Origin of the sequence: Limnobacter sp. SAORIC-580, assembly GCF_013004065.1 — a bacterium.
Taxonomy (GTDB): Bacteria; Pseudomonadota; Gammaproteobacteria; order Burkholderiales; family Burkholderiaceae_B; genus Limnobacter; species Limnobacter profundi.
This window is the reverse complement of sequence record NZ_CP053084.1, coordinates 872,896-887,141: the sequence shown is the minus strand read 5'-3', so window position 1 is coordinate 887,141 and position 14,246 is coordinate 872,896. Positions and strand designations below refer to the sequence as shown.

Sequence of the window (14,246 nt, the reverse complement as noted above, 5' to 3'; positions counted from 1 at the left end):
CCGCAAGCCAGCAAAAAACAAATAGCCAGCCAGCGTTTTTTTCAAACCGCATCATGAATCCGAAAAAAATTCTGCCTTGCGCCATCAGCGCAATCACCCTGTTTTGGCCCCAACTATCAAACGCTCAAGAAGCTGCCACCCTGCCCGCTGTCAAAGTAGAGGGGCAGGTACAAACCGAACCAAGCCCTTCAGCGCCAGTGGACGGGTACAAAGCCAACAGCACATTTTCTGCCACCAAGACCGGGACACCCGTTGTTGAAACCCAGCAATCCATTTCGGTGATTACACGCGACCGCATTGAAGATCAGGGTGCACTGACCCTGCAAGACGCGCTCGGCTACACCGCAGGCGTAAGTGCTGGCTCTTATGGCTTTGACAATCGCGGCGACTGGGCTTTTATCCGCGGCACTTCGTTTGTGCAGTACCAAGATGGTTTGAAACAGCTTTTTGGTTTTTACAACAATGTACGCCCCGACCCGTTTACCCTGGAACGCGTTGAAGTGGTGAAAGGCCCTTCATCTGTGCTGTATGGCCAGGGTGGTTTTGGCGGCCTGGTGAATATGGTCAGCAAGCGCCCACAACGCGAACAGGCTGGTGAAGTGGGGGTGCAGCTGGGCGAATACGGCCGCAAACAATTGGCACTCGACTTGACCGGCCCACTGAATGAGGACGGCACCCTGCTGTACCGAATGATCGCACTGACCCGCGACAGTGACACCCAAGTGAACTTTGTGCCGGATGATCGAGACCTGTTCGCACCCGCCATTACCTGGAGGCCCAACGCCGACACCAGCCTGACTGCGTATTTGAATGTGCAACGGGATGTGTCGGGTTCATCCGTCGGCTTTTTCCCGATCATCGGCACCCGCTTTGAAGGGCCGAATGGCCGCATTCCAACTGACACATTCATCAGCGAGCCAGGCTTCGACTTGTACCTGGCCAAGCAAACCTCGTATGGGCTGGAGTTTGATCATCGCTTGAACGATGTGTTCACATTCAGCCAGAAAGTGAAACAAAGCGACAGTGCGGTGTCGTATAACTCGATTTACTCGGCATTCACACCTCGAATCAATGCAGATGGACGAACCATCAACCGCGTGGCCATTTCGCAATACAACGTGGCTGACAGCCTCACCTCTGACTCACAACTAACTGCCAAATGGAATTTTGGCGAGTTCGAGAACACCAGCATTGTCGGGTTTGATTACCAGCGAGTTGCCTTGGGCGGCGCGCGTGGTGCGGGCGGCAGTGCTGCCGCGATCGATTATCTCAATCCGGTGTATGGTAATTTCACTGCGCCTGTACTGGCAGACATTGCAGGCACACTGCAAACTCAAACCGGTATTTACGCTCAACACCAGGTGAAGTACGCCAAGCGCTGGCTTTCTACCGTGGGTATTCGTCGTGACTGGGCCAAATCCGAAACCGACAACGCACCAGCCTCTAGCCTGGATACATCCACAAACACCTACAAGGCCAGCCTGGGTTACATCACCGATTTTGGCGCTATGCCTTACTACAGTTATTCGGAATCGTTCCTTCCAATTGGCGGCCTGGACTTCTTTGGCAATCCGTTCAAGCCTCAACAAGCTGAACAACAGGAAATGGGTGTGAAATATGAAACACCCGATGGCAAGTCGCTTTTCACTGCTGCTGTTTATGAAATCAAGGAAAACAACCGCCGCGTCGCTGATCCTGCTGTAGCCAACAATCAGATTCAGGTTGGCGAAGCGGAAAGCAAAGGTGTTGAACTGGAAGCCAACCACCGCCTAAGCCCCACTGTGGACATTCTGGCGGCCTATGCCTACACCAGCGCCAAAGTAACCCGCCATTCCACGCCCAACAGTCAAGGCAAAAGATTGGCCACAGTGCCCAAGCAAACCCTCAGCCTTTGGGGACGCCAGAAGTTTTCCATGCTCGGCTTACCCGGCTGGCAATGGGGCGCAGGCTTGCGATTCATTGACGAATCCTGGGACGGCGTAGACAACGTGCGTACACCCAGTGTGACGCTGCTGGACGCCATGCTCTCGTATGAAACTGGCGATTGGCGCTACGCAGTGAATGCGACCAATCTGGCCAACCGCGAATACGTTTCCACCTGTTTGTCTCGTGGCGACTGTTTCTATGGTGTCGAACGCAATGTGGTGTTCAGTGCAAACTACCGTTTCTAAAACACAGTGGCTAAAAATCAGCAGTCGGCAAATTGTTTGCCTGCTGCTGGCATTTCCTGCGGGGTTGGCTTTGGCCAATCTGTTTGCAGCAGCATTGGCCATTTTGCTGTTCAAAGCAGGCATGGAGCAAAGCGAAGCCTTGACCCTTGGCCTGCTGCTGGCCTACCTGGCCATGCCTTGTTGGATGCTGTGGGTTTATTGCACAGCGAGCCTGGCCTGGCTAAGTGCCCAGGGACTGTTGTTTGGTTTGCTGTGTGCAATCGTCATCTACTTTCCTTGGTAAACCCCAGTCGTGAGCAAGCAGAAAGCACCTTCCATTCGTCAACACATGGCCTGGTTTCACACCTGGTTTGGACTCTTCATCGGCTTCCTTCTATTCGCTGTGTTCTGGATGGGTACGCTCACCGTATTCGACAAAGAGTTCGATCGCTGGATGCACCCGGAAAGCCGCAGTGTTGCTGGTGAATGTTGCACACTGAGCCCCCAACAACTTGAAACCGTATTGCTGAAAGCGCGAGAGTTGGCGCCCGAGTCGGACAATATACGACTGCGCTTACCCACCGAACGTACGCCCATGACACTGATTCGGATTGTCAAACCCGACCGAACTTTGAAGGCCTATTTCATGGACCCCGACACGGGCAAAGTGGTGTCCAACGAACACACGTTGGGTGGCAGCGGTTTCTTTTTTCCCTTCCACTACAAATTCAATATTGCATGGAACAATGTCGGCTATTTTCTGCTCGGGATCGCAGGTTTGGCGATGATGGCCCTGCTGATCAGCGGAATTGTCATTCACCGGAAACTTCTGGCTGAGTTCTTTGTGTTTCGTCCGAAAAAACACACTGTGCGCAGCCTTCTTGACTTGCACAACCTGAGCAGCGTGGTGGCACTGCCCTTTCACTTCATCATCACATTCACTGGCCTGCTGATCTTCTTTTCCATCTATTTTCCGTGGGCCACACTAACCGCATTTGATGGTGACAAAGCTGCCTCCCAAAAAGCCATGAGTGGTTTTATCAACATGCCTCCCAGCGGTTTTACTGAGGACCCCGGGCAACAAATCGCCGCATTGAAAACCGTGCCAACTTTGGTTCAAGCACGTGAGGCTGCCTGGACTCAGGCGCTGGGCGAAACTGCGCGTGCCGATTCAATCAATATTCGCAACTTGAGCGACAGCAACGCCACACTCGAAATTCGCAGGGTATTTCCCGAGCGCAGTATCACAATGAGTACACATGCCGACACAGTGCTGTTGCATACCGGCGAACTGCTCCATGCGCATCAACCCAAACCCATCAAGAGCTTTACCCACTGGATCAACGGCCTGCACTTCATACAGTTTGACCACACTGCACTTCGAGTGCTGTACGTGGTGGGTGGTTTGTTGGGCTGCTTCATGATTCACACCGGTTTTTTGTTTTGGCTGGAGTCGCGCCGCATTCAACACCACAAGAAAAAACTGCCAGGCTTTACCGTGGTTCAAGCCCTGACTGTGGGCGGCACTGTCGGCATGATGATTGCCACTGCCGCGTATCTTGTGGCAAATCAGCTTCTTCCCAACCAACTTCCTAACCGCGCAACCACCGAAACATGGGTGTTTTATGGCGTGTGGGTGCTCACGATAATCTGGGCTTTTGTCAACGCCGTCCGATTCAAACGGCTGGAAAACCAGGCAGCCGCGCACCGCAGCAGCCAGTGGTTTCAACCCACGGTTGTGTTCACAGCCCTGTGTGCGCTGGCTTGGCTGCTCAATCAAATCAACACAGGTGGCATGTTCGCAGCCGCCCTTGATCAAGGGGACATGAATTCACTGGCCATCGACATGGGTTTGCTTCTCATGGTTGCAATGGGCACATACACCGCTTGCAAAATAGTCACTCCCAACGAGGCTTTTGAATGCGCCTAACCCTACAAGTTGCGCTGGCTTTTTCGCTTCTGTTTTCAGGTTTGCTGTTGATCGCACTTTCACAACAGGCGCATTTTCGTCATCGCCGTTGGGCTGGACGTTGTAATGCGATTGGCTTACGTTCAGTGGGGGCACGCCGCACCGCTGGCCTGCTCGCCTTGCTGCTAAGCGCAATCACACTCAGCTTCATGCAAGGAATAGCTTTTGGATTGGTGGTGTGGGTCATGGCAACGGCGGCACTGGCCGTTGTTTTGGCATGGGTGCTCGCCCGGTCAAGTTAAGCGGTCGCTTGTGTTGTAGGCGTATAATTGCCCCACATTCAACACGAGCTGTAGTCATGACCACCCGTTTTGCCACCACCGCCCTCTTGCTGCTGGCCAGCTTTGCAACAAACGCACAAAGCAATACAACACCCACCACAGTCGACATGGCCAACCGTGTTCAGGCTTGTGTGGCCTGTCATGGTGCCGAGGGCCGGGCCAGCGCCGAAGGTTATTACCCGCGCATTGCCGGCAAACCGGAAGGCTACCTGTACAACCAGCTGATCGCATTTCGCGATGGTGGCCGCCAACATGCCGCCATGAACGGCATTGTGCAACATCTGTCGAATGATTATTTGCAGCAAATGGCGAGATACTTTGCTGCGCAAAATCCACCCTACCCTGCACCCGTAAAAAGTACAGCCTCAGCCGCAGAACTTGAGCAAGGCAAACGTTTGGTATTCGACGGTGTTGCATCAAAAAAAATTCCCGCCTGCGCGGCCTGCCACGGACAAGCACTGACCGGAGTTGAGCCCTATACACCAGGCTTGCTGGGTTTGCCACGCGATTACCTGAACGCGCAACTGGGCAAATGGCGCAACGGGCAGCGCCAAGCCGCCGACCCCGATTGCATGCACGCACTGGTGAAAGCACTCAGCCCCGAGCAATTGAATACAGCAACAGCTTATTTGGCCGCACAGCCAGTACCTGAAAACCCAAAAGCCGCACCGGCCAACAGTATTCAGTTTCCTTTGAAATGCGGCACACACACCACCACAGCAGTGCCCGGTAACAACAATGTATCGCCAGAGCCGATCGCATTGAATGTGCTGTCAGCGCAAGAAAAACGCGGCGCCTATTTGGCGCGTTTGGGCAATTGTGCCGGTTGTCACACAGCCAATCCCAAAAAGCCTTATGCTGGTGGCCGCGCCATCGAAACACCTTTCGGCAAAATTTACAGCACCAACTTAACCCCCAATGCCGAGCACGGATTGGGCAGCTGGACTGCAGATGATTTTTACAAAGCCATGCACAGTGGTGTCTCGAAAAATGGCGACTACCTTTACCCGGCATTTCCCTACACCGACTACACCAAAATGAGCCGGGCTGAAGTCGATGACTTATTCGCTTACTTAAAGCGCCTGCCCGCGATTGCTCAAAAAACACCCAAGCCTTCCTTGCAGTTTCCCTTCAACCAGCGCCCACTTCTGGCCGTGTGGCGAGCACTGTACTTTACTGAGGGCGAATTCAAACCTGATACCACGCAAACAGCACTGTGGAATCGAGGGGCCTACCTGATCAACGGCCCAGGACATTGCGCGGCTTGCCACACACCACGGAACACTTTGGGTGGATTGAAAGACAAACTGAATTTAAGCGGTGCCACCATTCCGGTACTGGACTGGTTTGCACCAGCGCTGAACAATCACTCCCTGCACGGTCTGGGCAAATGGAGTGAAAGCGACATTGCCCAGTACTTGCAAAGCGGAGTTAACCGGCATGCCGCAACATACGGCCCCATGGCCGAAGTGGTGGCGCACAGTCTGCAATTTGCCACGGCCGCCGATATACAAGCCATGGCGGTGTACCTTAAAAGCCTGCCGGCACAAGCCCCTTCAGAAAAAGAATCGACAGGCCTTGGGCAACGTACCTTGCTGCCACTGATGCAGCGGGGCGAAAACATTTACACCAACACCTGCGCGGAATGTCATGGCAAGCAAGGAGAAGGGAAAGCCAATCAGTTCCCGGCCTTGGCGGGCAATGTCAATGTGATTGCGCCCAACCCGGTCAATGCCATTCGCATGGTGCTCAACGGCGGGTTTTCACCCAGCACACAAGCTGCGCCCTACCCACATGGCATGCCACCTTATCGTGTAGAACTGAGCAACAACGACATTGCAGCGGTGGTCACTTACATTCGCCGAAGCTGGGGCAACACGGCCAGTGGTGTTGCGTCTGTCGAAGTGGACAAACAACGCGGCCAGTAATAAAAAAAGCCGGTGACGAATTGCTTCCCCACCGGCTTTTGGACCTTGCATCAAGCGATTAGAAATCAAGCTGCATTTCTACCAGCAACATACGCCCAGGTGCGGGTACGCGACCGGTTGTGCTTACGTCCACACCCCGGAAGAAGTACTGTTCGTCAAACAGGTTATTGATCCCAAAACCAAGATTCATGTTTTTGCCTTGCCCAATCGGGAAATCACGCCCCACGCGCATGTTCACCAAAGTGTAGGCGGGCAATTCACCAGCACTGCCGTTGGCAGTTTCAACCTGTGTGTTGGCTGAATCACTGAAGCTTTCAGAAACATACAGGGCATTTGCGTTGGCCGTCCAATTGCCAAACTTGTACACCGCATCCAACCCCAAATGGTGCGTGGGTGCATTGCGAAGTTCCTTGCCTTGATCAGCGCCCGACAATTGCTCCGTATCCAGATAGGTATAACTCATTCCCAGTTCAGTTTGGCTGTTCAGGTTCCAGCGACCTTCCAGCTCAACGCCTTCTTGGCGTGTTTCCCCCAGGTTGCGGAATGCGCCTGTATCGAAAACGATCTGGTCTTTGTAATCCACCCGGAACAGCGTTGCCGCAATATTGGCTTGCGGGTTGATCTGCCAGCGTGAACCGATTTCGTAGTTCTCGGCGGTTTCATTGCCCACATCACCACCGCGCGTCACCTGTGCCGTTTGCACCGGCACCAATGAACGCTGCGCATTGGTAAATACGAACACATCTTTCGTGGCCTGGTAACCCACAGTCAAGCCAGGCAACCATTCATCGGGGTTGTTCTGAAACTCGGTACCGGTATTCAAATCACGGTAGCGGGTTTCAACATCTTCATAACGAATGCCCGGCGTTACTTTCAAACGATCGTCCATCAATGCAATGGTGTCGCTGACGTAGTAAGCCATCGCCTTGGTGGTAAAGTCCCAGCGGCGGAACGGATTCACTGCCCCTGTTGCAAGCGTGGTGCGGCTTACATCAAAGCGCACATCTTCTTCAACAAAACGCGCACCTGCAATCACTGTGTGGTTGGCTATCTGCTTGGTGAACCTTGGTTCCGTGCCATGCACACTGAACACGCGTGGGGAATCGAGAACAAACGCTGGCGTTTGTGCTGGGTCATCCGAGAAAGTGGCTGACTGGCTGAAGAAGAACGTGCGATTTGCTTGGTGCGCAAAATTGCGCCATGTCAGCTTGAAATCGTCGGAAAACGAATGATTCCAGGTAAAAGTGCCGCGCCACATGTCTGCGTCGTACGCATCAAAAGGCTTTTGCGACTGGTTTGGGTTTTGATCATAGGCAGCTGGGCTTAAGGCACCAGGCAATTCAGCCTTCACTTCGTAATACTGCAACTGCGCTTTGAAATCGTTGTCGGGGTTCAGGTAGTACTCGCCATCCACAATGAAGTTACGCACTTCGGTGTCTGAACGATCACGCTGGCCCTTGCCATCCACAATGTTGGCCTGAAATTGCAAGCCAAGGTCTTCACGCACAAAACCACCAATTCGGTAGTAAGTGTCGGTCAGCATGTTGCCAGTTTCTTCGGAAATTTGAAGGCGCTCGCGGAAGGTCTGGCTGGTTTTCGTGGGAATGGGCTTGGTCACCAAATTCAGCACACCGCCCACGTTGTTCGGCCCGTAATGCACGGCAGCACCACCCCGCACCAAATCTACAGCTTCAAGGCTGGGCAATGTAACGGGAAATAGCGACAGGCCCACGTTGGTGTAAGGGCCAATGGCAATCGGGTAACCATCCACCAAAATTTGCAAACGTTCGCTGCGCAAAGGGTTCAAACCACGCACACCAATGTTGGGCAAAATTCCGGTGCCGGTTTCGTCCAGTACTTGAACACCCGGCACACGGCGCAAGGCATCTTCCAGGTTCAAAGCACCACGTTCCTCAAGATCTTCTTTCTCAAGCACCGTGCGCGCACCTGTGTAGGCTTTCACACTTTCCTCGGTGGGTGGACCCAACCAGTCGGATTGGACAGTGACGGGTGCCAGGGTCTGTGCTACTGAAACCCCGCTAAAAGACAAGCAAGCGAGAGCAACCGCCCTCGCGAGACAATCAACCGGTGCGAGTTTGAAATTGATGGAATATTTGCTGTGGACAGGATTAAACATGACTATCTTTAGTTATTGATAATTGTTTCTATTATCATTAAATTTTGCATGTAAAAATAACCACTGCCATCAAAACGCGTTAAATATTGAACCCTTCTCTCCAATAAAGTTACACAATCAATTCAACTGCGGTCGATCAACATGGAAGCATCGTCTTCATTTCCCCTTATTTCCTCTTCGCTTTGTCACTCTCCCGATCACACTCAAAATTTGCTGCTGAACCCCCTCATTACAACTGCCCTTGAAAGCGCGCTGCCCGGCATCGATGCAAACAAGCTAATTCACGCTCTGGACACCCTGCTGGGCGGTCGCGGTAACTACACTTTGGTGGGTAGCGCCAGCATGCACCTTCATGCACTTGAACACCCCAACGCCACGTGTGCATTGCCAATGCCTCATGATCTAGATGTGGTTGTCAATGACACTGCGATTCGTCGCGTAGAGCTTGCGAACACAGAAACACTGGGCGGACTGAATTTGAAACGCGACGCGAATTTTGCGCATGTGTTGCACATGCCGCGCGACAATGCGCCCGACCTGAAAATTGACATTGTCCATTCCAGCACCCCGGGTTTTCTGAAGTACCAATTCAATCCGCATACCATTCATGGCCTGCAGACAGGAATGTTGGCGGACTGCCTGGCCGATTACAAAGCCAGACGAACCGACCAGGAGTTTGTAGAACAATGTGGAGGACAAACACAGGCCAACGCTAAGGTTCAACCATGGCTGGATTATTTCGACAAGTGTCGCCACGACGCAGGCACTGTGTTGCCCCGGAATATTGCGAAAAGAAGATTGGCGGAGTCACCAGGCTCAAGCCCTGAACAAGGCCCGGATGGCCCCAGCGTGAGCAGACCAGCCGCAAGAATACTGAAATTTGGATTGTAGGCAGGGGAGCCAGGTGCTCCACCAAGTGCTTTACTAAACTGTTTGCTGGCTCATTTCGCTAACCTGAATCAGCGTGTTGTGCGCATCAATTTCACTTTGACAGTGCATGCGGCACTGGCCACAGCCTGAACATGCACCGGTTTTCATGGTGATGTCGTCTACAGATCCACAACCGCTGCGCACGGCTTCAGAAATGGTACGGTCGCTTACGTTGGCACAAATGCAGACGATCACGGTGGGCCTCAAATTGCGTTGAACTTGAAATTAATAATAATGATTCGCATTACTATAATCAAGTATTTTTTCAACGCAATTTGAAAAATGTTAGACGATTTACTCTGAAACACCCATCATGGATTGCTCGTAATTCTGTAAACCTACCCTGTCAATCAAGCTCAGCTGGGTTTCCAGCCAATCGATGTGTTCTTCGGTGTCTTCCAGAATTTCTTTCAGAATGTCGCGAGAAACATAATCACGCTCGTCTTCAGAAACTTTGATGCCGTCTTTGATCGTCACCTGGGCCGCGCTTTCCATTTTCAAGTCGCTTTCCAGAATCTCGCGTGTGTTTTCGCCAATCATCAACTTACCCAGGTCTTGCAAATTGGGCAAACCATCCAGCATCAGTACACGCTCAATCAGCAAATCGGCATGCTTCATTTCGCCAATAGATTCCTCGTATTCCTTTTTCTTCAGCACATCGAGACCCCAGTTGCCGAAAATTCGCGAATGCAGGAAATACTGGTTAATCGCGGTCAACTCATTCTTCAATTGCGCATTCAACGCCGCAATCACTTTGCTCGAACCCTTCATTGTTCTTCTCCCTTGCATTCAAAAATCAACTCAAGTCACAGTGTACAACGCGGGCCAAGGCAGCCGAAACCCTTTTCTGGTGCGCCTCTTAAAAAACACTTGCCAAAATCAAAAAGCTAAATAATAATGAGAACACTTCTCGTTTCAATCTTTCCGAGTGAGATTGCCGTGGGTCTACCGATCAATCTCCTTCTTCGCAACAGTTGGCATCCTCACCGGTAGGCCTTCCTCGCTCGGAAAGACCCTTCCGCACCAGCCAGCCGCCGCAAGCCAGTGCATCTTTTATCTCAAAGGATTGCTGTCATGAAAAAACGCGCGCTGGTCGTGGCGATTGGCGCAGCTGTAGGTTGTCACCCGGCTGCATGGTCACAAAGTACTCAACAAAATCAAACAACCACACTTCAAGAAGTTCAGGTCACCGGGTTTGAACGCGTTTACAAAGAGCCGACCACCAACACAGCCTTGGGCTTTGAAGCAGACCCAATGAGCACACCGCTGACCACCATCAGCATCCCAATCGATATTCTGGAAGACCAGCAAGTCAACAATGTGGAAGACGCATTGCGAAACGTGGCCGGGGTCACCAAGTTCAAACAGGGCAACGGCGGCGAGGAAAAATTTTCAATACGCGGTTTCGATGCCTCCCAATCGCTTTACAAAGACGGCGCACGTATCAACAACGTGTTCAATGCCACCAACATTGCCACCACTGAAACCGCCAACATTGAGCGTTACGACATATTGAAGGGCCCGGCTGCCATTCTGTACGGCCAAGGCGAACCGGGCGGTGTCATCAACTATGTCACCAAGAAACCAAAATTCACCGAGTACCGTGCTGCCGAAGTGATTGCCGGTAGCGACGACTATTACCGCGTCGAGGCGGATTTCACAGGGCCGCTGAGCGATACCTTCGCTTACCGACTCATTGTGTCGTCCGAGGACAGCGGTAGTCACCGTGACTTCACGGTCCGGGATCGACAGCTTGTGGCACCCTCGTTGACCTGGAAGCTGAGTCCACAAACACTGGTTACAGCGCAATACGAATACATCACCGACACTTACACCCAAGACCGTGGCCAGGTACTCGACGGCAACAATGCCACGGGCTATTCCTACAGCGGTCGCCTGAACGGCACCCAGTTCTATGGCATTCCCGGCTGGAACGAAAACACCGAAAGCGACTACAATCGATTCGCCTTGCTGGCCGAACACTTCTTTGACAATGGCTCGTCGGTCACTGCCAACTATTCACGCACCCGCGTCGACAAAACCCTGTTTGACTCCAGCCCGAGAGCACTTGGCCCCAATATGCAAGTGGTTGCAGACAATGGCGATGTGGCCATTCGTGCTTCGCAACAGGGTGGCCAGGGCGAAAGCGACAGCATGGTGCTGAAGTACCAGTGGCAACTCGATGGCGGCACATTGTTTGGGCAAACCATCGGCCACAAATTCCTGTTACAAGGCGACTATGAACGCATTGTAAACAACACCATTTCTGCATCGGGCACCCAAATTACTTACAACGTCAATACCGGGCAATACAGCGGCATTCCACCTGGGGGTGTGGTCGTTGGCCCATTCACCCAAGGCGGAAGCAGTGCGCGCCAACAAGGTTTGGTGATTCAAGACCTGATTTCAATTGGCGAGAAATGGAACCTGCTGGCCGGTTTGCGCAGCACCCAATTTGAAGATCGCCAGGCCAATGTGGACAGCGACGATGTATCCCCCCGATTCGGGCTGGTGTACAAGGCCACCAACACCTTGTCGTACTACGGCAGTTGGGCCAAAGGTTTTACCCCAACCACTGCCACAGGCTTTAACCCCGCAACGGGCAACGGCATTGGCGGTGCACCGCTGGACCCGGAACGCACCGAGCAGTATGAATTGGGTATCAAAAAACAGTTGTTGAACAAGCAGCTGGATATTACCGCCGCAATTTTTGATTTGCGCAAAACCGATGTGGCCGTTACCGACCCGGCGTCGTCTGGTTTGCCAGCAGGGGAACAATGGTCCACCAACCTGGGCGAAACCCAAACCCTGGGCTTTGACATTCAAGCAATCGGCAAGGTCAATGACTCTTTCCGCGTGGTTGCCGGTTACGCTTATCTGGACAACCAACTCGTGGCGGTTGATCCTTCTTTGGCTGGCCAGGAAGGCAATGCCCTGCCCGGCATTCCCGAACATTCTGGTAGTTTGTTCGGCGTGTATGAAGTGCAGCGCGGCCAATACAAGGGCTTGGGGCTGGGGCTTGGCGTGTTTGCCCAAACCGGTTCGTTTGTATCTACAGAAAACCGGGCCAAATACGATGGCTGGGCGCAACTGGACGCCTTGGCGTATTACAAGGCGGACGGCTGGAAAGTGCAGCTGAACCTGAAAAATATCACCGATGAAGAGTACAACTTTGCACAGGCAGGCACCACCACCGACTCATTCGGTGCAGTGCGCGTGGGCACCAGCACACCAAGAACAGTCAATGTGAGCCTGTCGGTTGAATTTTAATCGTGAAGATCTGCTACACTCTTTTTGATATTAATTCTCATTCACAAAATTGGAGTGCATGAAAATTGCTTGCTGATTCAATAGTCAGCAAGCAAGATCGAAGCAATTGACTCAATGAACACAACGTTGAACACCATGTCCGTTCCAATGAGTGCTCCTTTGAGCAACAACACGCAAACAATCAGCAACACCGTCACCTTCGCAGGTGTGGTGCTGTTGCACGTGCTGGGTTTGGTTTGGGCGGCGCAACAACTCAGCATCAGCGAACCAGTTATTACGCCACCCAGTGTGGTGGGTGTATTGGTGGCGCCCGAACCAGAGCCTGCACCACCGCCACCCAAGCCTGTACCACCTCCGCCCAAGCCGGAACCAAAACCCGTGCCCACGCCAAAGCCTGTCGCCAAACCGACACCCAAGCCAACACCAAAGCCTGAGCCCGTGCGTGAAGTGGCTCCGGAACCCGTGCAACAAGCGGCCCCGGCTGCACCTGCACCACCCGCCCCGCCAGTGCAACAGGCCACGCCTGCGCCGGAGGCACCTGCACCTGTAACGCCACCACGTACCGACGCTGCGCACCTGAACAACCCTGCCCCCCAATACCCGGCGCTTTCACGCAGGCTGGGTGAGCAAGGCCGGGTGATGCTGGATGTGTACATTCTTCCCGATGGCAGCGTGGGAGAAATCAAATTGAACCGCTCAAGCGGCTTTCCGCGACTGGACAACGCAGCCCTTCAGGCTGTGAAAACCTGGAAGTACGTGCCCGCCAAGCGTGGCGACAAACCAATTCCGTTTTGGTATGTACAACCGGTTTCTTTCGTATTGAATAACTGAGAACATTGAATTTAAGCGAGGTTTATTGAAATGGAAAACAACCCTTACGGTATGGCCGCCATGTGGGCCCAAGGTGACTGGGTCATCAAAAGCGTGGCACTGCTGCTGTTGATCATGTCGATTGCGTCCTGGTACGTCATCATCACCCGCAGCATTCGCCTGTATCGCCTGCGTAAAAATGTGGGCGCAGTCGACAAGTTCTGGCACACCCACAGCTTTGCAGAAGGTCTTCAGGTGCTGGGCAAAGACACCGGCAACCCGTTTCACCACATGGCGATCGAGGGCCAGGCGGCTGTGAACCATCACAGCACGAACAAAGACGACCTGCACGGGCAAATCAGCCTGGCCGACTGGCTCAGCGAAGCGCTGCGCGGCGCCATGGATGAAGCCGCTGAAAAGCTGCAATCTGGTCTGTCCATTTTGGCTTCCGTGGGTTCTACAGCCCCGTTTGTTGGCCTGTTCGGTACGGTGTGGGGCATTTACCATGCGCTGGTGGGCATTGGTGTTTCAGGCCAGGCCAGTATCGACAAAGTAGCCGGCCCGGTGGGCGAGGCCTTGATCATGACTGCATTTGGCCTGGCAGTGGCCATTCCGGCCGTGTTGGGCTACAACGCACTGACCCGCGCCAACAAAGGATTGCTGAGCAAGCTGAACCGATTTGCACGCCAGTTGCATGCCTATTTCCTGACCGGCTCACCCATGCAGAAAGACTCTGCAGTGCGCACCATGCCCTTGAAAAAGGAGGCGTAA

12 protein-coding genes are annotated in these 14,246 nt (G+C 53.1%); 9 read left to right on the top strand and 3 right to left on the bottom strand.

The features are described from left to right. Positions 1-53: 53 nt before the first annotated feature. From HKT17_RS04185 to HKT17_RS04165, 5 genes are read left to right on the top strand one after another with little or no spacing between them, the layout of a single operon-like run. The gene (locus tag HKT17_RS04185; protein WP_171098063.1) at positions 54-2,171 is read left to right on the top strand and encodes a TonB-dependent siderophore receptor; all 2,118 of its coding nucleotides are present in this window, start codon (positions 54-56) and stop codon (positions 2,169-2,171) included. After that, the gene (locus HKT17_RS04180) at positions 2,152-2,454 is read left to right on the top strand and encodes a hypothetical protein (protein ID WP_008251363.1); all 303 of its coding nucleotides are present in this window, start codon (positions 2,152-2,154) and stop codon (positions 2,452-2,454) included. The genes HKT17_RS04185 and HKT17_RS04180 overlap by 20 nt, the downstream gene beginning before the upstream one ends. 9 nt (positions 2,455-2,463) lie before the next feature. Next, entirely contained in the window at positions 2,464-4,080 is a 1,617-nt protein-coding gene (locus HKT17_RS04175; protein WP_171098061.1) for a PepSY-associated TM helix domain-containing protein, read from the top strand. Continuing rightward, complete coding sequence (locus HKT17_RS04170) at positions 4,071-4,361, top strand: DUF3325 family protein (RefSeq protein ID WP_171098059.1); 291 nt, start codon at positions 4,071-4,073, stop codon at positions 4,359-4,361. The genes HKT17_RS04175 and HKT17_RS04170 overlap by 10 nt, the downstream gene beginning before the upstream one ends. Positions 4,362-4,417: 56 nt before the next feature. Beyond that, complete coding sequence (locus HKT17_RS04165; RefSeq protein WP_171098057.1) at positions 4,418-6,328, top strand: cytochrome c; 1,911 nt, start codon at positions 4,418-4,420, stop codon at positions 6,326-6,328. A gap of 58 nt (positions 6,329-6,386) precedes the next feature. Here the strand turns inward: HKT17_RS04165 and HKT17_RS04160 are convergent, their stop codons facing one another. Next, positions 6,387-8,291 (bottom strand): TonB-dependent receptor family protein, encoded by a 1,905-nt coding sequence (locus HKT17_RS04160; RefSeq protein ID WP_240965900.1) that lies wholly within the window; start codon positions 8,289-8,291, stop codon positions 6,387-6,389. 315 nt (positions 8,292-8,606) lie between these two features. On the opposite strand from HKT17_RS04160, the gene HKT17_RS04155 reads away from it, so the two are divergent. After that, positions 8,607-9,356 carry a hypothetical protein gene (locus HKT17_RS04155; RefSeq protein WP_171098052.1) on the top strand — a complete coding sequence of 250 codons (750 nt, stop codon included), beginning with the start codon at positions 8,607-8,609 and terminating at the stop codon, positions 9,354-9,356. A gap of 33 nt (positions 9,357-9,389) precedes the next feature. Here the strand turns inward: HKT17_RS04155 and HKT17_RS04150 are convergent, their stop codons facing one another. After that, positions 9,390-9,590: a (2Fe-2S)-binding protein gene (locus HKT17_RS04150; RefSeq protein WP_008251330.1), complete on the bottom strand. Its 201-nt coding sequence runs from the start codon at positions 9,588-9,590 to the stop codon at positions 9,390-9,392. A gap of 99 nt (positions 9,591-9,689) precedes the next feature. After that, on the bottom strand, positions 9,690-10,166 hold the full coding sequence (bfr, locus tag HKT17_RS04145; protein ID WP_008251329.1) for a bacterioferritin: 477 nt from the start codon (positions 10,164-10,166) through the stop codon (positions 9,690-9,692). Between the two features lie 303 nt (positions 10,167-10,469). Here bfr and HKT17_RS04140 point away from each other — a divergent pair, with 303 nt between their 5' ends. From HKT17_RS04140 to HKT17_RS04130, 3 genes are all read left to right on the top strand, one after another. Beyond that, the gene (locus tag HKT17_RS04140; RefSeq protein WP_171098050.1) at positions 10,470-12,665 is read left to right on the top strand and encodes a TonB-dependent siderophore receptor; all 2,196 of its coding nucleotides are present in this window, start codon (positions 10,470-10,472) and stop codon (positions 12,663-12,665) included. Between the two features lie 114 nt (positions 12,666-12,779). Next, entirely contained in the window at positions 12,780-13,496 is a 717-nt protein-coding gene (locus tag HKT17_RS04135) for an energy transducer TonB (protein ID WP_240965899.1), read from the top strand. Positions 13,497-13,526: 30 nt separating this feature from the next. Beyond that, on the top strand, positions 13,527-14,246 hold the full coding sequence (locus HKT17_RS04130) for a MotA/TolQ/ExbB proton channel family protein (RefSeq protein WP_138517671.1): 720 nt from the start codon (positions 13,527-13,529) through the stop codon (positions 14,244-14,246).